The sequence below is a fragment of the Plantactinospora sp. B24E8 genome, assembly GCF_039871735.1.
Classification (GTDB): Bacteria; Actinomycetota; Actinomycetes; order Mycobacteriales; family Micromonosporaceae; genus Plantactinospora.
The window spans coordinates 11,382-30,662 of record NZ_JBDPMH010000013.1 but is presented as its reverse complement, the minus strand read 5'-3'; the positions used below and the strand labels follow the sequence as shown (position 1 = coordinate 30,662).

The 19,281-nt window shown below is 71.1% G+C and carries 21 protein-coding genes and 1 pseudogene; 13 read left to right on the top strand and 9 right to left on the bottom strand.

Annotated features, from left to right (window positions below; all coding sequences use genetic code 11):
• Positions 1-94: 94 nt before the first annotated feature.
• On the top strand, positions 95-982 hold the full coding sequence (locus ABGB21_RS19860; protein ID WP_347678923.1) for a LysR family transcriptional regulator: 888 nt from the start codon (positions 95-97) through the stop codon (positions 980-982).
• A 9-nt stretch (positions 983-991) separates the two neighbouring features.
• Here the strand turns inward: ABGB21_RS19860 and ABGB21_RS19855 are convergent, their stop codons facing one another.
• Positions 992-1,486 carry an SRPBCC family protein gene (locus ABGB21_RS19855; protein WP_347678921.1) on the bottom strand — a complete coding sequence of 165 codons (495 nt, stop codon included), beginning with the start codon at positions 1,484-1,486 and terminating at the stop codon, positions 992-994.
• A complete protein-coding gene (locus ABGB21_RS19850; protein WP_347678919.1) occupies positions 1,483-1,845 on the bottom strand; it encodes a metalloregulator ArsR/SmtB family transcription factor in 363 nt (120 codons plus the stop codon). The genes ABGB21_RS19855 and ABGB21_RS19850 overlap by 4 nt, the downstream gene beginning before the upstream one ends.
• Before the next feature lie 90 nt (positions 1,846-1,935).
• Between ABGB21_RS19850 and ABGB21_RS19845 the strand changes: the two genes are divergently transcribed.
• Together ABGB21_RS19845 and ABGB21_RS19840 are read left to right on the top strand one after the other, a co-directional pair.
• Positions 1,936-2,469: a TetR-like C-terminal domain-containing protein gene (locus ABGB21_RS19845; protein WP_347678917.1), complete on the top strand. Its 534-nt coding sequence runs from the start codon at positions 1,936-1,938 to the stop codon at positions 2,467-2,469.
• Positions 2,466-2,924, top strand: a complete 459-nt coding sequence (locus tag ABGB21_RS19840; RefSeq protein ID WP_347655106.1) for a hypothetical protein — start codon at positions 2,466-2,468, stop codon at positions 2,922-2,924. Before ABGB21_RS19845 ends, ABGB21_RS19840 begins: the two co-directional genes overlap by 4 nt.
• A gap of 359 nt (positions 2,925-3,283) precedes the next feature.
• Here ABGB21_RS19840 and ABGB21_RS19835 read toward each other — a convergent pair whose 3' ends face one another.
• From ABGB21_RS19835 to ABGB21_RS19825, 3 genes and pseudogenes are all read right to left on the bottom strand, one after another.
• Complete coding sequence (locus tag ABGB21_RS19835; RefSeq protein WP_347678915.1) at positions 3,284-3,472, bottom strand: DUF397 domain-containing protein; 189 nt, start codon at positions 3,470-3,472, stop codon at positions 3,284-3,286.
• Positions 3,463-4,026 carry a DUF5753 domain-containing protein gene (locus ABGB21_RS19830; protein ID WP_347679034.1) on the bottom strand — a complete coding sequence of 188 codons (564 nt, stop codon included), beginning with the start codon at positions 4,024-4,026 and terminating at the stop codon, positions 3,463-3,465. The genes ABGB21_RS19835 and ABGB21_RS19830 overlap by 10 nt, the downstream gene beginning before the upstream one ends.
• Positions 4,027-4,080: 54 nt before the next feature.
• A pseudogene (locus ABGB21_RS19825) lies at positions 4,081-4,224 on the bottom strand (helix-turn-helix transcriptional regulator); the annotation flags it as partial.
• A 525-nt stretch (positions 4,225-4,749) separates the two neighbouring features.
• On the opposite strand from ABGB21_RS19825, the gene ABGB21_RS19820 reads away from it, so the two are divergent.
• From ABGB21_RS19820 to ABGB21_RS19805, 4 genes are all read left to right on the top strand, one after another.
• Positions 4,750-5,454, top strand: coding sequence for a VOC family protein (locus tag ABGB21_RS19820; protein ID WP_347655109.1), 705 nt, complete (start codon positions 4,750-4,752; stop codon positions 5,452-5,454).
• Between the two features lie 196 nt (positions 5,455-5,650).
• Positions 5,651-6,586: a GNAT family N-acetyltransferase gene (locus tag ABGB21_RS19815; RefSeq protein WP_347678913.1), complete on the top strand. Its 936-nt coding sequence runs from the start codon at positions 5,651-5,653 to the stop codon at positions 6,584-6,586.
• Between the two features lie 221 nt (positions 6,587-6,807).
• A complete protein-coding gene (locus tag ABGB21_RS19810; protein ID WP_347678911.1) occupies positions 6,808-7,539 on the top strand; it encodes a hypothetical protein in 732 nt (243 codons plus the stop codon).
• Positions 7,540-7,567: 28 nt separating this feature from the next.
• Positions 7,568-8,467: a transporter substrate-binding domain-containing protein gene (locus tag ABGB21_RS19805; protein WP_347655112.1), complete on the top strand. Its 900-nt coding sequence runs from the start codon at positions 7,568-7,570 to the stop codon at positions 8,465-8,467.
• Positions 8,468-8,579: 112 nt separating this feature from the next.
• Here ABGB21_RS19805 and ABGB21_RS19800 read toward each other — a convergent pair whose 3' ends face one another.
• On the bottom strand, positions 8,580-9,959 hold the full coding sequence (locus ABGB21_RS19800) for a cation:dicarboxylase symporter family transporter (protein ID WP_347678909.1): 1,380 nt from the start codon (positions 9,957-9,959) through the stop codon (positions 8,580-8,582).
• Positions 9,960-10,104: 145 nt separating this feature from the next.
• On the opposite strand from ABGB21_RS19800, the gene ABGB21_RS19795 reads away from it, so the two are divergent.
• The 3 genes from ABGB21_RS19795 to ABGB21_RS19785 are packed head-to-tail and all read left to right on the top strand — an operon-like array spanning position 10,105 to position 13,231.
• Positions 10,105-11,817: a sensor histidine kinase gene (locus ABGB21_RS19795; protein WP_347678907.1), complete on the top strand. Its 1,713-nt coding sequence runs from the start codon at positions 10,105-10,107 to the stop codon at positions 11,815-11,817.
• Positions 11,814-12,497 carry a response regulator gene (locus tag ABGB21_RS19790; RefSeq protein WP_347678905.1) on the top strand — a complete coding sequence of 228 codons (684 nt, stop codon included), beginning with the start codon at positions 11,814-11,816 and terminating at the stop codon, positions 12,495-12,497. Before ABGB21_RS19795 ends, ABGB21_RS19790 begins: the two co-directional genes overlap by 4 nt.
• A gap of 35 nt (positions 12,498-12,532) precedes the next feature.
• The gene (locus ABGB21_RS19785) at positions 12,533-13,231 is read left to right on the top strand and encodes a DUF998 domain-containing protein (RefSeq protein WP_347678903.1); all 699 of its coding nucleotides are present in this window, start codon (positions 12,533-12,535) and stop codon (positions 13,229-13,231) included.
• On the opposite strand, the gene ABGB21_RS19780 is transcribed toward ABGB21_RS19785, so the two are convergent.
• Positions 13,225-14,283: a S1 family peptidase gene (locus ABGB21_RS19780; protein ID WP_347678901.1), complete on the bottom strand. Its 1,059-nt coding sequence runs from the start codon at positions 14,281-14,283 to the stop codon at positions 13,225-13,227. The two genes, ABGB21_RS19785 and ABGB21_RS19780, sit on opposite strands and share 7 nt — an antisense overlap.
• Before the next feature lie 235 nt (positions 14,284-14,518).
• On the opposite strand from ABGB21_RS19780, the gene ABGB21_RS19775 reads away from it, so the two are divergent.
• Positions 14,519-15,409: an SGNH/GDSL hydrolase family protein gene (locus tag ABGB21_RS19775; RefSeq protein WP_347655118.1), complete on the top strand. Its 891-nt coding sequence runs from the start codon at positions 14,519-14,521 to the stop codon at positions 15,407-15,409.
• A 30-nt stretch (positions 15,410-15,439) separates the two neighbouring features.
• Here the strand turns inward: ABGB21_RS19775 and ABGB21_RS19770 are convergent, their stop codons facing one another.
• Positions 15,440-15,928 (bottom strand): helix-turn-helix domain-containing protein, encoded by a 489-nt coding sequence (locus tag ABGB21_RS19770; RefSeq protein ID WP_347655119.1) that lies wholly within the window; start codon positions 15,926-15,928, stop codon positions 15,440-15,442.
• Positions 15,929-15,983: 55 nt separating this feature from the next.
• On the opposite strand from ABGB21_RS19770, the gene ABGB21_RS19765 reads away from it, so the two are divergent.
• The gene (locus tag ABGB21_RS19765; protein ID WP_347678899.1) at positions 15,984-16,532 is read left to right on the top strand and encodes a PaaI family thioesterase; all 549 of its coding nucleotides are present in this window, start codon (positions 15,984-15,986) and stop codon (positions 16,530-16,532) included.
• A 25-nt stretch (positions 16,533-16,557) separates the two neighbouring features.
• Positions 16,558-17,145 (top strand): DUF1684 domain-containing protein, encoded by a 588-nt coding sequence (locus ABGB21_RS19760; RefSeq protein ID WP_347655121.1) that lies wholly within the window; start codon positions 16,558-16,560, stop codon positions 17,143-17,145.
• A gap of 24 nt (positions 17,146-17,169) precedes the next feature.
• Here ABGB21_RS19760 and ABGB21_RS19755 read toward each other — a convergent pair whose 3' ends face one another.
• On the bottom strand, positions 17,170-19,242 hold the full coding sequence (locus tag ABGB21_RS19755; RefSeq protein WP_347678897.1) for a hypothetical protein: 2,073 nt from the start codon (positions 19,240-19,242) through the stop codon (positions 17,170-17,172).
• Positions 19,243-19,281: the final 39 nt, after the last annotated feature.

The window sequence follows — 19,281 nt, the reverse complement described above, 5'->3', positions numbered from 1 at the left end:
CCTCGATTCGGTGACGAACTTGACGAGGTCCAGTGAACGCGGGCCAGACGCTGGACAGAAGGATCATCTCCGTCCCGATTGATACTCTGGCGGTATGAGTAACCTGGAGACGCGGCAGCTGCGGTACTTCGTGGCGGTGGCCGAGGAGCGGCACTTCGGGCGGGCCGCCGAGCGGCTGGGCATGGCGCAGCCGCCGCTGTCCCGGGCAATCCGTGATCTGGAGCGACAGCTCGGCGTGCAGCTGCTGATCCGCACGACGCGCCAGGTCACGCTCACGTCGGCCGGCGAGACGCTGCTGGCCGACGCCCGGGTGGCGCTGGACGCGGTCGCCGCGGCGGAGCACCGGGCCCGCAACGCCGGGCGGCCGGTGCCGACGCTACGGCTGGCCCTGAAGGCCGACTACGACGCCGGACTGCTGCCGAAGATCATGGACGCGTACCGGACCCCGCCGGTGGAGCTGCTGCTCGGCGGGCACGGCGAACAGGTTCCGGCGCTGCGTGACGGGCGCGCCGACGTGGCACTGCTGCCGACCCCGTTCGACGAGCGCGGACTGGACACGGAACCGCTGGTCACGGGCCCACGCCTGGTGGCGCTGGCGGCCGCCGACCCGCTGGCCGCGCGGACCACCGTACGGCTGTCCGACCTGACCGGGCGGCGACTCCCGGACGGTACGCCGGCCGAGGCGGGCGGCCCGCAGCCGCCGCCCGCGGACCGGCGGAGCAGACTCGACCTCTCCCAGATCTTCAACCTGGTCGAAGTGGGCAACATCGTCTGGTTCCTGCCCGACTGGGTGGCCCGGCGCTTCCCACGGTCGAACATCGCCTATCGACCGGTGGACGGACTCGAGCCGACGACCCTGGCGGTGGCCTGGCCGGCCGAGTCGCGGTCAGCTGCGGTGGCGACCTTCGTCCGTACCGTCAGGGAGCTCGCCGAAGCCACCTTCGACAACGAGTCGCCGACGCCGCTGACCAGCCCGGTGTGACGGAGGGCCTTACTCGACGTTCGTCGGTCGCTGCGCCTCGAAGTGCTCCTTCATCGCCGGGTAGTAGTCGTCGAAGTTCGGCGCCGGCCGGCCGTCGCGCGAGGCGACCAGCGCGTCCAGGTAGTACTCCCAGCCCGGTCCGACCTCACCGACAACCTCCGTACCGGTCAGGTGTTGGGTGAACCGGAGTTCGGTCACGCCCGCACTCTCGACCAGCGTCAGGTCCAGGTGCCAACTGCCGTATTCGTCCACGGCAGAGAGCGCCAGCCGGCGCGGTGGTTCACACGCCTCGATGGTCATGTCCATCCAGGGCTGGTCCTCCTCCTGCGCCATCTGGACCTTGATCGTGTTTCCGGGCGCCGCGTCGCCCTGCCACGGGCCGAACCACCGGGCCGTACGCTCCGAATCGGTGAGACTCGCCCAGACGTCGTCGATCGGCGCGCGGAACGTACGGGTCAGCACGAGGTCGTCGCCGAACAGTCGGCCTGTCGGTGTCGGGCTCATGCAATCTCCTTCTGTGATGGGCGCCGCCCGGCGGCCGTGTGCCGCTCGCGGCGGGTGCGGTAGACCTCGGTCTCCAGCGCGTCGAGGCGGTGCTGCCAGTCGGAGGGGCGCATCAGTCGCCCCAGCCAGCCGACCAGTTCGTCGAGCGGCGCGGTGACGAGTGTGTAGACCCGCCGGCGCCCGTCAGCCGTGTCACGTACCAGGCCGGCTTCCCGCAACACCCGCAGATGACGGCTGATCGCCGGTCGGCTGATCTCGAACCGGTCGGCGATCTGCCCGGCCGAGAGCGGTTCGTCGCGCAGCATCAGCAGGATCTCCCGCCGTACCGGATCGGCGATCGCTCCCGCCACCTCGTCCACATCAGAAAGCGTAACCTATAGGTTACGCTTTTGGCGACGTCGGCTTCTGAGCGGCCGTGCCCGCTCTCCGATACCGGAAGCCGGTAGAGCGTGTCCCGCTCCGAGCGGAAGCGTGGCCAGGTTGATCACGGGTTCGACGAATCGTCACAGCCGACCTCGTCGCAGTCAAAGACCGCAATGTCGTGTGGATGGCCCTCCGCCGTCGAGGTCGGGGCGGGAAGCCGTACGACGCCGGAATCCCGAACGGGTACCAGTCACGTACCAGAGAGCCGCGCCACACGAGGTCAGCAACGCCGGCTGCTGCGGCGCCTCTACGGCGCGATCGAGGACGATCCCGAACTCGCTCAGACCTACCAGAGTCAGTTCGGCAGGCACCGCGACCACACCCGGCGAGACGTGCTCACCAGGGCCCGCGAAGCGGGACAACTGCCCGAGGACACCGACATCAACATCCTGCTCGACCTACTTACCGGCGCGGTCTGGCAGCACCTGGCCGTGTACCCGGATACCAGCACGCCAACCGAGGTCGAGCGGTTCCTGCGCGCCGCACTCCACCAGGCCGGTTACCGACCAGAAGGCGGGCCAGCCGAACGCCACAACCCCACAGACACGGAGCGATCATGACAATCACAAGCATCGAGGCACAGCAACGCACCCGCGCGTTCGCCCGTGTCATCGGCCCCTACGTCGCGGTCTTCACCACTGTCCTCGCGATCCGCCTGCCCGACCTGGGAAAGCTGGTTGGCAACCTGTTCGACCAGCCGTCCATGGTCTGGATGCTTGGCGCGTCAATGCTCGGGGGAGGCCTGATCATCATCGGCGTACACCGCAACTGGCGCGGTCCGCTGGCGATCACCGTGTCGCTGTTCGGTTGGTTCGTGGCCATCCGAGGATTTCTGCTGATCGCTGTTCCTTCGACGGTCCAGTCCAGTGCGGACGCCACTCTGCAGTCGCCGACCGCGACGCTGCTCTTTCGGCTCTTCTTCGGCACCCTGGCCGTGGCCGGCCTGGTGCTCACCTACGCCGGCTGGTTCAGCCGGGCCGACAGGTGCCGCGTTGGCGTCGCGTCGCGCCGGTGACAGCAACGTCGATGATCCCGATCGTGACCACTACCACGCGTGTCGAACTCGGGTCAGGGTTTGAACCGGTTCGAGGAATCCTCGTGGGCCGGAGGTCGTGATGTGGCGAGGTCTCCGGTAGATGGTTCAGCGACCCAGCAAACCCCTGAACCGGAGACCTCGTGGACACCCCGGCGGTGCCGGGCGGTTCGACCTGACCGACGCCCAGTGGGCAACGCTGGGGCCGTTGCTGCCCACGCCGAAGCGGCCAGGTCGACCGTCATTGTCGAACAGACGCCAGTTGATCGGGGGAATCCGGCGGGCCGAAGGCTGCTCTCCGCTGTGGAGCACGAGCCTGACACAAGACGTCGAGGCGTCGACTACCGCGACTTGACGGCGCGGACAAAGGACCGCCAGGCGGTCGGGTCGAAGGTCAGGGCCGGGCCGGTCGGGTCCTTGCTGTCCCGTACCCCAACCACCCCGGTCAGGTTGTCCGCCACCTCGACACAGTTGCCGGCGTTGGCGTTGCTGCGGCTGCTCTTGCGCCAGACCGCGCCGGTCATTTCCACGACTCCGCCGCCTTCACAATCAGCTCGATGGACTGCTGGTAGGACAGTGCCTCTCCGCGGATCGTATCCCAGATCCGGACCGCCACCACGTCGACCTCGCGCTCGACCAGCCGCCCGTCGAGCTGGTCGTCGAGGAAGACGAGCTGACCACTGCTGGGCAGGGTCGCCATCACGAACGGCCCGTTCAGGCCGGCGTACGCCCCGACGCTGGTCGGCACCACCTGGACCCGGATCCGGGGATGCTCCGAGCAGAGCTTGGCGATGTGCAGGAGTTGTTCCCGCATCACCGCCGGTCCACCGACCGGCTGGTGCAGCACCCGCTCGTCGATCACGGCGGTGTACAGCGGCGGCTTGTCCCGGGTCAGGATCTCCTGCCGGGCCAGCCGGGTCGCCACGTGCTGATCCACCTCCTCGGGGGTGAAGAGTCGACCACCGGTGAGCAACGCCCGGGCGTACGCCTCGGTCTGCAGCAGACCGGGGATCACCGACAGTTCGAACGAACGCAGCTCGACCGCCTCCTGCTCGTTGACCGCCCACTGCCGGAACCAGGGCATCACCGGCCCCGGACCGAGCACCTGCTGGATCCGCGCGAGCAGTCCGTCGGAGTCCAACACCAGGTCGCAGCGCTTGGCGAAGTCCAGGGTCGGTCTCCGCTGACACAGCTCGACCTTGGCGACCATCGCGGGCGAGAAGTTGATCCGCTGGGCCAGTCCCTCCTGCGACAGACTGGCGAGACCCCGGAGCCGACGTAACTCGCCGGCGAAGAGGCTGTGGGTGGACGGCTACTCGGTCACGGACAGGCTCCTCACCTCGGGCGTACCGGCTCCGGACATCGACAGCACATCGATGGGACATCGACCCGGTCGCCGCGTGAACACTTCCGACCGTAGCGGTTTCCACACCAGACTGTGAACCGGGAAACGCGCCAAACCGGACCCGATCGGTCGGCGCGTACCGGGTCTCCCCTCGACCCGGTGACCCGCCCCGGGGACCGCTCCCCCACTCGCCCACCGAGCCGGTCCCCGGGGCTCCCCGTCCCCAACCCACCACGTCCGTCGAGCAGGAGTTCCCATGTGGTCACCCTGGCGACCCCGGGTCCAGCCGATCCGGTACGCCCCACAGCACCGTCGCGACGGACGCCGCGATGAACCAGCCGCCGACCGGTCGCGCGGCCCTCCACCTACCGCTGCGTCCGCTCTGGCTCTGCCGGCGGCGTTCCTCGGCTGGGCCCGGCAAAACGCGTTGTCGCCCCGACGGCCTGTATCTACTGTCGGGTGATGCCCTCTCGACTGCTGGCACTGACCCTCGACGCGCACGACCCGGATCGCCTGGCGCGGTTCTGGGCCGACCTGCTCGGCAGGAAGGTCGTCGAGGACGGCGGCGGCGCCCTGCTGCCCGGCGACGACACCCAGGTCGGCCTCCGGTTCGTCCGAAGCGCCACGGAGAAGGTGGGGCTCGACCGCGTGCACCTGCACCTGACCAGCGACCGCGACGACGACCAGGAGCGCACGGTGGCGAGGGTGCTGGAGCTCGGCGGCGCCCACCTCGACGTCGGGCAGCTCCCCGAGGAGGGGCACATCGTCCTGGCCGACCCCGAGGGCAACGAGCTCTGTGTGATCGAGGCGGGCAACAACTACCTCGCCGGGTGCGGCTTCCTCGGGGAACTCGCCTGCGACGGTACCCGGGCGGTCGGCCTCTTCTGGAGTGAGGCGCTGGGCTGGCCGCTGGTGTGGGAGCACGACGAGGAGACCGCGATCCAGTCGCCGCACGGCGGCACGAAGGTCGCCTGGGGAGGCCCGCCAGTGGCGCCGAAGACCGGACGGAACCGGCAGCGCTTCGACCTCGTTCCGGACGGCGGCGACCAGCGGGCCGAGGTCGACCGCCTGGTGTCCCTCGGGGCCACCCGGCTCGAGGTCGACGAGGACGGCACGATCGTGCTCGCCGACCCCGACGGCAACGAGTTCTCCGTGCGGCGGGCCTGACCGCGACCCGAGAGTTAATCGGTTGCAGGTGGACCGGACCGGCACGTAGGTTTCGCGGCCGTACAGATCATCACGGCCGAACACAAGAAAGGAGGGCTGGGCCATGTACGCCACGCACACCGCGTCCACGTCCTCCCGGGGCAGTCAGCAGAGCTGAACCCCGGCACGGACAGGTCGCCCTCCTCCGGAGAATGCCTTGACGACTCAGCACCACACCGACCTGACCCTGCGCCCGATCACCGGGCCCGACGAGCTTGACCTGTTCAACAGCCTGCCGTACGTCCTCAACAAGGAAATCGCCAAAGACCTGGCGGAGGGTCGACGCCGCCCGGAATGGCTGTGGCTCGCCCTGCGCGGCGACCGTCTCGTGGCCCGGGCCGCCTGGTGGTCCCGCCCGAACGACGAGCACCCGCTGGTGCTGGACATCCTCGACATCGTCGACAACACCGACGACGGCGTAGGACTGCTCAGTGCGGCGCTGCCCACGGTGGTACCCGCCGGGGCGACACCACCGGAGTACACCCGTTTCGTCCCGCCGGACTGGCGTGACGACAACACCAGTCGCCGGATCGTCCAGGACCGGATGGAGGTCCTGGAGCGGACGGGTGCCAAGCTCTTCGTCGAACGGCTGCGGCTGGAGTGGCGACCCGGAACCCCGATTCCCGAGCCCACCGGCCGGCTGGTCTTCCGACCGATTCGCGAGCCCGGGGAACTCGTCGACCTGATGACCCTGGTGATGGACGGCAGCCTCGACGCGCACAGCCGGGACGAGCTGACCCGGATGTCCGCCCGGCAGGCCGCCGAGGAGCAGTATCAGACCGAGCTGCTGCGCTATCCCAGCCCCCGTGACTGGTGGCGGATCGCGACGCTGCCGGACGGCGAGCCGGTCGGCTTTGTCATCCCCGCGCACAACGGCTACAACCCGATCATCGCCTACATCGGGGTGGTGCCGGCGCACCGCGGCCACGGCTACATCGACGAGGTGCTGGCGGCGGGGACGCGGCTGCTCGCCGAGCAGGACGTACCGTGGATCCGGGCGGCGACCGACGTCGGCAACGTACCGATGGCGAAGGCCTTCGCCCGGGCCGGTTACGTCACCTTCGAACGCCAGATCGACATGACCTGGAGCTGAGACCGCAGGCGTCGGGTCCGGGCCGCCGGCGGTCCGGACCCGACGCCGACCACAACCTGGCCGACCATCCACGGTGGTGCGTCGCTCCGGTCCCCGCTCGGCCGGCTTGCCGATGTTCGGTGCCAATTTCCGGTCACAGCGAGGTATACCTTGGAATCGGTACGGCCGACATCGCTTGTCGGAGATGTCTCCGCAACCTGACAACTGCTAGCCTCGCTGCCGTGAGCAGCGCTACCGATCGATCCGGACGGCTCCGGACCTTCGTCGTCCGCGAGCTGAAATGGTTTCTGCCGACGCTCCTGATCGGTCTGATCGCCGCCGTTCTGTACACGCTCGGCGAGGAGCGGGCAGGCTGGCTGATCGAGATTCTGGCGCTGATCGCCGCAATCGTCACGCCGTTTCTGGTCGAACATCTCCGGCCCCTCATCGGCTCCCGGACCGGCCGGAGGGGTGGACCATCCGACGAGGCGACAACCCCGCAGGACCAGGTCCACCAGGCCGGCGACCTCGGCCGGGCCCGGTGGATCCGGGGAACCCTGGCGCTGGCGTCCCTCCTCCTGCTCGTCGTACTGCTGAACGCCGTGCAGTGGTGGCACGACAACCGATCCGACCTGCACGTCGAGTTCGGTACGCCCACCCGGCTGAGCCCGGAAGGATCCGCGGCCCTGGTTCCCGTCATCGACGGCGAGCCGCTACGAGGATCGCTGACGTTCACCCCCGAGATCAGGGCGCTCAGCACTGCCGGCAACTGCGTCGTCCCGGCGGTGCTGGACATCAGACCGGTCGTCGACGGCAGGCCCGGCGGGCTCGTCCGGGCTCGACACGACCAGTTTGTCGAGATACCGGTCGGCTCCGACGTACGGAGCGTGGAACTGGAGATCACGTATCGGGGCGTCGTCGATCCGAGCTGTCTCATCGAGGTGACGCTCGCCGACGGCCACCTCGACCGTTGAGTCGTACACCCGAACAGAGGTGGCCGCCATGAAGATCAGCTCCATCCTTCCCCGTCCGGTCCGCCGGCCAGTCTCGGCGGCGCTGGTCGGCGTCCTGGTGACGGGGGCCGCTGTCGCCTGCTCCATCGGAGGCACCGCCCCCGAACCGAACCCGGACGACCCGGCGCGCTACCTCAGCGGCACGGTGGCGATCGGCATCAACCCCGAACAGCCCGGGTTGAGCGAGTACGACAACGGGACGTGGACCGGGTTCGACGTGGCCTTCGCACACTGGCTGGAAAGGGAGATCGGCTTCGAGGCCAGCTTCGTTTCGATACCGCTGGACCAGCGCGAGTCGAGGCTGGTCAACAAGAACGTCAAACTGGTGATCTCGACGTTCTCGATCACAGACACGCGGCGCGAGCAGATCGACTTCGCCGGACCGTACTTCCTGGACAGCCAGGGCATCCTCACCCAGGGAGATCAGGAAATCGAGGACTTCGACAGTCTGCGAGGAAAGAGCGTCTGCGTCCCGAGCGGTTCGACGTCCGCGGAGCGGCTCAGGGAAATGGGAATCGCGCCGGCGGAGGAACCGAGCCTGGAACGCTGTGTGCAACGCGTCGTCGACGGCGAGGTCCTGGCGGTGTCCACCGACCGCGTGGTGCTGGAGGGGGCGGCGGCGGCCCCGCAGTGGGCGGGCTACGACCTCCAGGTGCCGAAGAACTTCCGGTACGGTCGCGACGCGTACGGCATCGGACTGCCGAACAACTTCCCGAAGACCTGCGCCTTCCTCACCGAGAAGATCAAAAAGTTCATCCTCGACGAGTGGCAGCCGAAGTTCGACCAGAACCTCAAATTCGCCTCGGCCGACGATCGTATGCCCGACGTCAACGGCCTCGATCCCTGCGAGCAACCGACGGGTGCGGCCGGGGCCAGCACCCCGAGGTGAGCCATGCCCGCGTCGCCACCGCGCACGTGGTCGCGGCGCCCGGCGGGAAACGGATTCCCACCGGGCGCCCGCCATCCGTGGCTGCCTGACGACGCTGGTTCAGCGGCGTCCGCTACCCGGAGACCTTCGCCAGCCGGGTGTCGTCGGCCGGAGAGTCGGCCGACGGCTCCGCGTCGTCGGCCGACTCGTCCTCGTCCAGCATGGTCGCCTCGTCGAACGGTCGCTGCCCGGCGAGTACGGCCCGCGCCTGCCCCCGGTCGAACTCCCCGGTCCAGGTGCCGATCAGCACCGTCGCCACCGCGTTGCCGGCGAAGTTGGTCAGCGCCCGGGCCTCGGACATGAACCGGTCGATGCCGACGATCAGGCCGACGCCGTCGACCAGGTCGGGGCGGTGGCTCTGCAGACCGCCGGCCAGGGTGGCCAGTCCGGCACCGGTGATCCCGGCGGCACCCTTCGAGGCGATGATCATGAAGACCAGCAGTGAGATCTGCTCGCCGATGGCCAGCGGCTTACCCAGGGCCTCGGCGACGAAGAGCGAGGCCATGGTCAGGTAGATCGCGGTGCCGTCGAGGTTGAACGAGTAGCCGGTCGGAACGGTGATGCCGACGACCGGCTTGCTCACCCCGAAGTGCTCCATCTTGGCGATCAGCCGGGGCAGCGCCGACTCGGAGGAGGAGGTGGAGAGGATCAGCAGGAACTCCCGACCCAGGTACTTCAGCAGGGAGAAGATCGAGATCCGGGCGATCAGCCAGAGCAGCAGACCCAGGAAGACGATCACGAAGATGGCGCAGGTGACATAGAAGCCGACCATGATCTGGGCCAGGCTCTTCAACGCGTCGACACCGGTCGCGCCGACCACCGCCGCGATCGCCCCGAAGGCGCCGAGCGGGGCCAGCCACATCACCATCGCCAGAATCTTGAAGACCAGCCGCTGCGCCACACCGACGGCACGCAGCACCGGCTCGCCCCGGCGGCCCATCGCCTGCACGGCGAAGCCGACCAGGAGCGCGACCAGCAGGGTCTGCAACACCTCACCCTCGGTGAGCGCCGAGAAGAGCGACGTCGGGATGATCCCGAGCAGGAAGTCGACGGTCCCCTCGCTGTCCCCGCTGACCTGGGCCTGACCGGCGGCGGCCTGGGCGGCGCCGAGGTGCAGGCCGGAGCCGGGGTGCACGATGTTGCCGACGACCAGGCCGATGGCGAGCGCCACCGTCGACATGATCAGGAAGTAGCCGAGGGCCAGGCCACCGACCTTGCCGACCTTCGCGGCCTGGCGGACCGACCCGACCCCGAGCACGATCGTGCAGAAGATGACCGGGCTGATCATCATCTTGATCAGCGCGACGAAGCCGGTGCCGATCGGCTTCAGTTCCTTGGCGGCGTCGGGCGCGACGAACCCGACGACGATGCCGGCGACAACGGCGATGATGACGGCGAGATACAGGAAACGGGTCCGGTCCCGTCGCGGCCGGATGCTGGTGGGGGTGTGCATGGGGTCACAGTGACCCGCGACCCGTCCCGAGGCAGCCTTGCGTTCATTGTGTTCACCGGCCAGACTCCGAACGGCCCCCCAATCCGGCCGTGACCTCGTACAACGGCCAGCCGCGCACCCCGGAGAGAGCAGAGCACCGCAGCCCATGTCCAGACGGTGGAGCATCGCCGGGCAACTCTTTGCCCTGCAGGTCCTTGTCGTCACCCTGCTGGTCGTGGCCGGCATGGTCGGCGCGGTGCTGCTCGCCCGCACCGACGTACGGACCGCGGCGCGGGAACGGGTCCTCGCCGTGGCCGAGGCGGTCGCGCACTCCCCCGACGTGGCGACCGCACTGCGCTCCGCCAGCCCGGCCAGCCGCCTCCAGCCGTACGCGGAGGCCACCCGGCAGGCCACCGGGACCGACTTCGTGGTGGTGATGGCGCCGGACCGGACCCGCTACTCGCACCCGAACCCGGACCGGATCGGCCAGCCCTTCGTCGGCGAGATCGGCCCGGCGCTCGCCGGTCGGGCGTTCACCACGGTCAACGTCGGCACCCTCGGCGAGTCGGTGCGGGCGGTGGCGCCGGTACGGGACGCGGACGGCGAGGTCGTCGGCCTGGTCTCGGTCGGCATCACCACCGAGGCGATCAACCGGAAGCTGCTGGCGCAGGCACCGGCGCTGCTCGCCGCCACCGCCGCCGCGCTCGCCCTGGCCGCCGCCGGCTCGTGGCTGCTCAGCCGCCGCCTGCGCCGCCAGACGCACGGCCTGGGACCGGCCCAGATCACCCGGATGTACGAGTACTACGACGCCGTCCTGCACTCGGTCCGGGAAGGGCTGGTGGTGCTGACCCCGGACCGCCGGGTCGCCCTGGTCAACGACGAGGCCCGACGGCTGCTCGGGCTGGCCGGGACCAGCCTCGCCCAGGACCGGCGGGTGACCGAGCTCGGGCTGCCGCCGGCGGTCACCGAACTGATCGTCTCCGGTCGCCCGGCCCACGACGAACCGGTCATCGCCGGTGATCGCATGCTGGTGGCCAACCAGCGGGAGACCACCTTCCACGGCCGGGCCGCCGGGACCGTGCTGACCCTGCGCGACCACACCGAGCTGCGGACGCTGGCCAGTGAACTCGACTCGGTACGCGGACTCACCGAGGCGTTGCAGGCCCAGGCACACGAGTCGGCGAACCGGCTGCACACCGTACTGACCATGGTCGAGTTGGGGCGTACCGAGGAGGCGGTCCGGCTGGCCACCGCCGAGCTGAGTCTGGCCCAGCAGCTCACCGACCGGGTCGTCGGCGCGGTCACCGAACCGGCACTGGCCGCCCTGCTGCTCGGCAAGTCCGCCCGGGCCGGCGAACGTGGCGTGGACCTGACCGTCGACCCCGGTTCCCGGCTCGACGGGCACCCGCTGCCCATCGGCGACCTGCTCACCGTCGTCGGCAACCTGGTCGACAACGCCCTGGAGGCGGTCGCCGGCACCACGCCGCCCCGCCGGGTCCGGGTCCACCTCGGGGCGACGGAGGCGGAGGTGACGGTCCAGGTCACCGACAACGGGCCCGGGCTCGACCCGAGCCAGGTCACCGAGGCGTTCCGCCGGGGCTGGTCGACGAAGAGCCCCGGACGCGGGCTCGGCCTGGCCCTGGTCGGCCAGGTGGTCGCCCGGTACGGCGGCACCGTCGAGGTGACCCGTCCCGCCGAGGGCGGCACCCTGTTCAGCGTCCGGCTGCCGATCCCCGGCCGGTCCACCGTTCCCGGACAGCCGGCGGACCAGGGACGGGCGGCGGACCAGGGACAGGCGGCGGACCAGGGACAGGCGGCGGAACCGGGCGACCCGACCGGCCCGGAGCAGGCTGCCGCCGCACCGGAGGTCGGCCGGTGAGCGCCATCCGGGTGCTCGTCGTCGAGGACGAGCCGCTGCTCGCCGACGCGCACCGGGCGTACACCGAACGGGTGCCCGGGTTCCGTGTGGTCGGCGTCGCGCACACCGCCCGGGAGGCGATGGCGGCGCTGCGCGCCGACGGCGGGGCGGGCGTGGACCTCGTACTCCTGGATTTCCGGCTGCCCGACCTGCACGGCCTGGACGTCTGCCGGGCGTTGCGGGCCGCCGGCAGCGTCACCGACGTGCTCGCGGTGACCTCGGCCCGGGACCTCGCCGTGGTGCGGGCCGCGGTCGCCCTCGGGGTGACCCACTACCTGCTGAAACCCTTCACCTTCGCGGCGTTCCGCGACAAACTGGAACGGTACGCCGAGTACCGTCGGCAGGCGTTGGTCGACGGTACGGTCGACGCCCAGCACGAGGTGGACCGGATGTTCGCCACGCTGCGCGGCGCGGACGCCGACACCCTGCCGAAGGGTCTCGGCACCCAGACCCTGGACGCGGTACTCGCCGCACTGCGGGCCGAACCGGGGCTGTCCGCCACCGAGGTCTCGGCCCGGACCGGCATCTCCCGGGTGACCGCCCGGCGCTACCTGGAACACCTGGTCGACGTCGGTCGGGTGGCCCGCAGCCCCCGGTACGGCGCACCGGGCCGACCGGAGATGGAGTACCGGCCGACCTGACCTGTCGCGACCAGCTGGACACGTAGGGTCAGGTCATGCCTGTGGTGCCCTGGTGGGGGGTGCTCTCCTCGGTGGCCGCCCCGGCGCTCCTGGCCGTCGGGTGGACCCTGGCGGCGGTCCGCGAGCCGGACGGCTACGACCCGGTCGCCGACACCATCAGTCTGCTCTCCTCCTACGGGCCGGTCGACAAGCTGATCCTGGTCACCTGCCTGGCCGGGCTCGGGCTGGCGCACCTGGTGACCGCAGTCGGCCTGCGTTTCGTGTCGCTCGCCGGACGGCTGGTGTACGGGCTCGGCGGCGTCGCGACCATCGTGGTGGCGGCGGTACCGAAGGTCGACTCGGTCACCCCGCCCGCGCACGGGATCGCGGCGGTGGTCGCCTTCGTCGCGCTGGCCGCCTGGCCGGCGGTGGCCGCCCTGACACCCGGCCCCCGACGCACCGCCCCGTCCCCCGGCTCCCGACGCACCGACCGGTCGGACCGCCCGTGGGTGCTCCGCCGGCCGGCGGGGCTCGTCGCGAGCGGGGTGATGCTCGGGGCCGGACTGTGGCTGGCGCGACAACTGCCGGACGGGCCGACGGCCGGCCTCGCCGAGCGGGTGGCCGCCGGGACGGAGGCGGTCTGGCCCCTCGTCGTGGTGCTGGTCGGTCTGCGCTGGTACCGCCACCGTCGAGCAAACCGGGCCGCCGTCCCGGACGGGGACGGCGGCCCGGTCAGGGGACGCGCGGTTCAGTAGACGCTGACGCCGTACGCGTTGAGCGCCTCGACGACCGGCTGGAAGAAGGTGACCCCGCCGGTGGAGCAGTTGCCGCTGCCGCCGGAGGTCAGCCCGAGCGCGGTGGTGCCGGCAAAGAGCGGACCGCCGCTGTCACCCGGCTGGGCACAGACGGTGGTCCGGATCAGGCCCGAGACCGTACCGCTGCCCTGGTAGGTGACGGTGGCGTTGAGCGCGGTCACCCGGCCGCTGCGCACCTGGGTGGTGCTGCCGCTGCGCTGCACCGACTGGTTGACGCTCGGGTTCGCCGCCCCGGTGATGTCCCGGAAGCTGCCGTTGTAGAGCGTGACGTCGCCGGGCTGCTGGGCGACGCCGCTGGCGTACCGGACGATGCCGTAGTCGTTGCCCGGGAAGCTGCTGCCGGCCCGGGTGCCGATCACCGAACCGCCGGAACTGGCCGACCAGTTCGCCCCGGCGTTGGTGCAGTGCCCGGCGGTCAGGAAGTAGTAGGTGTTGCCGCTGCGGACGTTGAAGCCGAGCGAGCAGCGGCTGCCGCCGGTGTAGATCGCGTTGCCGCCGGAGATGGTGGTGCTCAGCATGCCGGGGATCGCCTGGACCCGTACCGCGCCGCCGAACGGGGCGACGACCGATTTGATCTTCGCCAGTTTGGCGCCGGCGACGGTGCTGTCCACGTCGACGACCACCTGGTTGCTGACCGGGTCGACGTACCACGCGGTGCCGGGGATCCGGGCCGACCGGTCCAGTTCGGCGGTCACCCCGGCGAGTTCGGCGGCACCGCGGGCGACGATCCGGGGGGTGGCTCCGGAGGCCCGGACCTCACGGGCGGCGGCCTCGTCGGTGACGGTGACGATCATCTTTCCGGTGGCCTCGTCCAGGTACGTGCCGGCCGAACGGGCGCCGAGCCGGTCGGAGAGCGCCGTCGCGGCGTCCGGGGACGCGGGGGCCACCGGCGCGGCGGCGTACGCCGGCGCACCGGACATCATCCCGGCGACAAGGGTGCCGGCGCTGAGGACGACCGCGGCACGACGGATCGGGGACCTCGTGGGTCGCATGGAGCCTCCCAAGGGGGGTTTGGAGGGTTCTGCGCCGCCTTGCGGCACATCTTCCACGAGTATTCAGACATATAAGATCATGAACAAGACTCGTAACATATCGACTACAGCAGGACGTACGCCTTATGGATGAGCCTTGGCAACCGGCCGGTAACCACCGTTGTCCACACTGAGGTCTGTCTATATGCTCTGGCGCACCCCCACTGGCCCAGGCACCGTGATCCGGAGGCCGTCGATGTCCCGTACCACCGCCCCCCGCCCGATCCGGAAGACCCGCTCCCCGATCCGGAGAGCCCGTTCCGTCCTACTCGCCGCCGCCGCGCTCGTCACCGCCGCCAGCCTCGGCGCCGCCAGCCTCGCCGTCCCGGCGAGCGCCGACCCCGGACCCCCGCCCGCCTCGATGGCCAGCATGGGTGACTCGATCACCCGCGGCTTCAACGCCTGCGGCTGGTACGTCGACTGCCCGTCCCGCTCGTTCAGCACCGGCACCGACTCCTCGGTCAACAGCCACTACCTGCGGATCCGTACGACGAATCCGGCGATCAACGGCAACAACCACAACGTCTCGGAGTCCGGGGCGGAGTCCGCGGACATGCCCGGCCAGGCCGACGCCGCCGTCGCCCGCACCGTCGGGTACGTCACCATGCTGATCGGCGCCAACGACGCCTGCGCCAGCTCGGAGTCGGGGATGACCCCGGTGGCCACCTTCCGGGCCAACATCGACACCGCGCTGGGCCGGTTGAAGGCCGGACTGCCGAACGCCCGGGTGTTCGTGATCAGCATCCCGGACATCCAGCGACTCTGGTCGGTCGGACGCGGTGACCTCGCCGCCCGGACCGCCTGGTCGCTGTTCGGCATCTGCCAGTCGATGCTGGCCAGCCCGACCTCCAACGCCCAGGCCGACGTCGACCGCCGCACCCGGGTGCGGCAACGGGTGATCGACTACAACACCCAGCTCGCCCAGGCCTGTTCGGCGTACGGCGCCAACTGCGCCTTCGACGGCAACGCGATCTTCAACTACCCGTTCAGCCTCAACCAGCTGTCCGGCTGGGACTACTTCCACCCGAACACCGCTGGCCAGCAGGTCCTCGCGAACGTCTCGTACAACGCCGGTTTCGGCTGGTAGCGGCGCCCGCGACGGCACCGGGTCCGGGCGTCAGCCGGCGATGTCCCGTCGGCGGGCGCCCGGGCCCGGACGCGGCACGACCTCCCGGGGGTTGGTCACCTCGTGGCCGGCCGCGCAGTGCAGCACCGCCCGCACCTCGGCTCCGCAGTCCCGGTGCACCGTGGTCAGCGGTGAGCCCTCGGGGTCGGCCAGGTGGCGGTCACCCCACTCCAGGATCGCCACCAGCACCGGCCACAGCTCCAGCCCCATCGTGGTGAGCCGGTACTCGTGACGCACCCGGGCGCCCGGTTCCCGGTACGGCTCCCGCCGCAGCACGCCCCGCTGCACCAGCATCGCCAGCCGGGCGGTGAGCACCTGGCGGGGGATGCCGGTCCGCTTGCGCATGTCGTCGAAGCGCCGGATGCCGCTGAAGACCTCCCGCAGCACCACCAGGGTCCACCGTTCGCCGAGCACCGACATGGCCCGGGCGATCGTGCAGTTCTCCACGGACCAGTCGAGCGCCTCGGGTGCTGTTGTCATGCCGCCAGGCTAAGTCTCATTGACAGACCCAGCAAGCGCCTGCCAGGCTGCATCCATGACCCAGACGCAGCCCGTCACGCGCCATCGCTCGTTCTCCTGGTCCGACCCGGCCGAGAGCGCCGCCCAGCTCGGCCGACGTGACGGGCTCGGCCTGCTCCGCGCGATGATCGCCGGTGAGGTGCCGGCACCGCCGGTGATGCAGATGGTCGGGCTGGACCGGATCACCGCCGACCCCGGCCGGGTGACGCTGGAGATGACCGCCCAGGAGTTCCACTACAACCCGCTGGGCAGCGTGCACGGCGGGGTGCTCTCCATCCTGCTGGACACCGCCGCCGCGTGCGCCGTACACAGCACGCTGCCGGCCGGGACCGGTTACACGTCACTGGACCTCAACGTGAAGTTCCTCCGGCCGGCCACCGTCGCCACCGGCGTGCTGCGCTGTGAGGGCACGGTCATCCAGCGGGGACGCCGCACCGCGCTCGCCAAGGCGAAACTCACCGACGACCAGGGCCGGCTGATCGCGTACGCCACCTCGTCGTGCCTGCTCTTCGACTCCGAGGCGAGCCTCGCCGAGCGGCCGTCCGCCCGATCCGCGCCCGCCTGACCACCCGCGCGCTAGCCTGGGCCGGGTGGATCAACTGGACCTGGCCGACTGGCGCGAGCAGGTTGCCCGCCTCTACCTCGGCCCGGGCGACCTGGCCGCATTCCGGGCCGCCCGCGACGACCTGTTCGCCCGACACCCGCAGTCACCCATCCCGGTCGAGCGGCGGGCCGGGTTCACCGGGCTGCGTTACTTCCCGCCGAACCCGGACGCCGTGGTCGAGGTGCCGGTGGAGCCAGCCGAGGGCGATCACCAGATCGACACCGGCGGCCCGGACGGGGTGCTCCGGTACCGGCGGGTCGGCATCGCCCGTACGCCCTGGGGTCCGCTGACCCTGTGGTGGCTGAACGCCTACGGCGGCGGGCTGTTCCTGCCGTACCGGGACGGCTCCTGCGGGCCCGAGTCCTACGGTGGTGGCCGTTATCTCACCGACACGGTGAAGGGCACCTTCGGACGTGGCGTGACCGTCCTGCCCGGCAACCGGCTGCGACTCGACTTCAACTACGGCTACAACCCCTCCTGCGCGTACGACGACCGCTGGGCCTGTCCCCTGGCCCCCCAGGAGAACCGGGTGGCCGAGCCGATCCGGGCCGGAGAACTGCGGTACGAGCCGTAGACCGGCGCCCGGCACCCGCCGGAGTCAGCCTCGTAGCGGGCCGGGGACGCCCAACCGGTAGCCGACCAGGCCGTCTGCGGTCGCCACGACCAGCGCCTCCGGCAGCGCCAGCAGGTCGGCCACCGGCGTGCCGAGCCCGGTCGTGCGCCGAGGTGTGTCGTCGTCGCCGAGGGAGGTCCAGAGCAGCGTCGCACCGTCGGCCGCCACCAGCCACGACCGCGTACCTGACCGGACCACCGCGAGCGACCGCACGGGTCCGGTCGCGGTCAGCACGACGACCGGTTCGGGCAACCCCGGCCCCACCCCGCCGTCCGGCCCCACATCCTCCGGTGCCCGGTCCGGTGGCCGCACCGCGGCCAGTTCCGCCTGGACCAAACCGGTCACGTCGACGCTGCGGACCGCTCCGCTCCGGTCAGCGCCGAACAGCAGTGTCCGCCCGTCGACGGTCGCCGCCGTCACGGCGGAGGCGGTCCCGCCGTGGCCGGTCAGCACGACGCCGAGACCTCGCCCGGAGCGCAGGCTCCAGAGGCGTACGGTGTCGTCCCCGGCGACGGTCAGCGCGACCGGCAGATCGGCCAGTTCGGCGGTGACCACCGTGTGCACCGGTCCGGAGTGCCCGGTCCACGACCCGACGACGGCCCCGGTCGCGCCGTCGACGACGAGCACCTGCTCCCCCACCGCCACCAGCAGAGTCCACACCCCGCCCAGCAGTGTCGAGGCGAGCGGCGGATCGGGCGGCCCCGGGGCCCCGGGCGGGCGGGGCACGGTCCCGACCCGGTCCCCCGTCGCCGGCTCCCGGAGGGTGAGCCCGTCCGGTCCGACCTCGGCGAGTACCGGCCGGTCGCCCGGCACCAGCAGCGGGACCGCCCCGCGCCCGTCGACCGGCACCTCCACCTCGCTCCCGTCCGTCGGGTCCACCGCCCGGACCGCCCGACCGGGTTGTCCCACCAGTACGACCGGCCGGCCCGCGAACTCCACGGTGGCCAACCGGACCGGACCGGGCCCGGCGGGTGGCTCGTCCCGTCCCGACGGCGCCGCACCACGTCGGAAGGGGTACGGCCACTCCGGCTCCCACACCCACACCATGCCGGCGGTGTCCCCGCTGACCACCATCGGCCGTCGGTTGATCCGCACCACGGTCAGGCTGGTGAGGGCCGCCTCGTACGGGTACCGGAAAGGCTCGCCCAGTTGCTCACCGGTCTCCGGGAGCCACGCCCGGACGGCCACGTTGTCGCTGCTCCAGATCGCCGGCCGGGCCTCGAACCGACCCGACGCGACCGAGTTGACCGGGCCGGCGTGCCCGACGAACGACGGCCCGAGCGGCTCGCCGCCGACCGCGTCCCAGACCCGGGCCAGCCGGCCGGCCGCGCCGAGCAACACCTGCCGTCCCCGCCAGGTCGCGAACCGCAGGAAGCTCACCAGGCCCGGTTCCTCGAACCGGAACTCACCCACCGGCTCGACCCGCACCCGGCCGGGGGCGACACCGGTCAGCCGCCAGGTGGTGACGCGGCCAGCGGTACCGCCGAGGGCCACCAGGACGTCGTCGTGCCGCTCCGCCGCGGCCAGCGCGGCGATCCGACCGTCGTCCACCCGTACCGTCGCCAGCCGTTCCCCCTGTTCGGCCGCGAGCGACCAGACCTGCAGCGGGGACGACCCGCCGGCCAGCACCGCGACCGGGTGTCCACCGAGCACGGCGGTGGCCAGCACCCGCACGTCACCGCACCACCGCCGCCACCGCAGGCGTCCGCTGGCCAGGTCGCTCACCTGCAGGTGACCGGTCCCGCCGCCGGACACGATCACGGGTTCGCCGTCGATCCGGACAAGCGCGCAGACGCTCGCGTAGGGCCGGTCCTCCGGCGGGCCGATCAGCCGCCCGTCCGCGAGGTCGAGGAGGGCACGCGTTCCGGCATAGCTGGTGACCAGCACCCGGGGCCGGCCGTCGCGTTCGTCGGAGTGGTCGACCAGCCCGGTCACCCAGGCCGGCACCGGGTGGTGCGGTCCGAGTCTGGTCGGCGACGCCCCGAGTCGTCCCTGGGACCACGCGGGCCGCCACCCCCGGTCACCCAGCTCATCGAACCTCGTCGCATCGACGGCCATGTCCAGCCATGCTAGTCGGGGTCATTCCCGCCGCAGTGC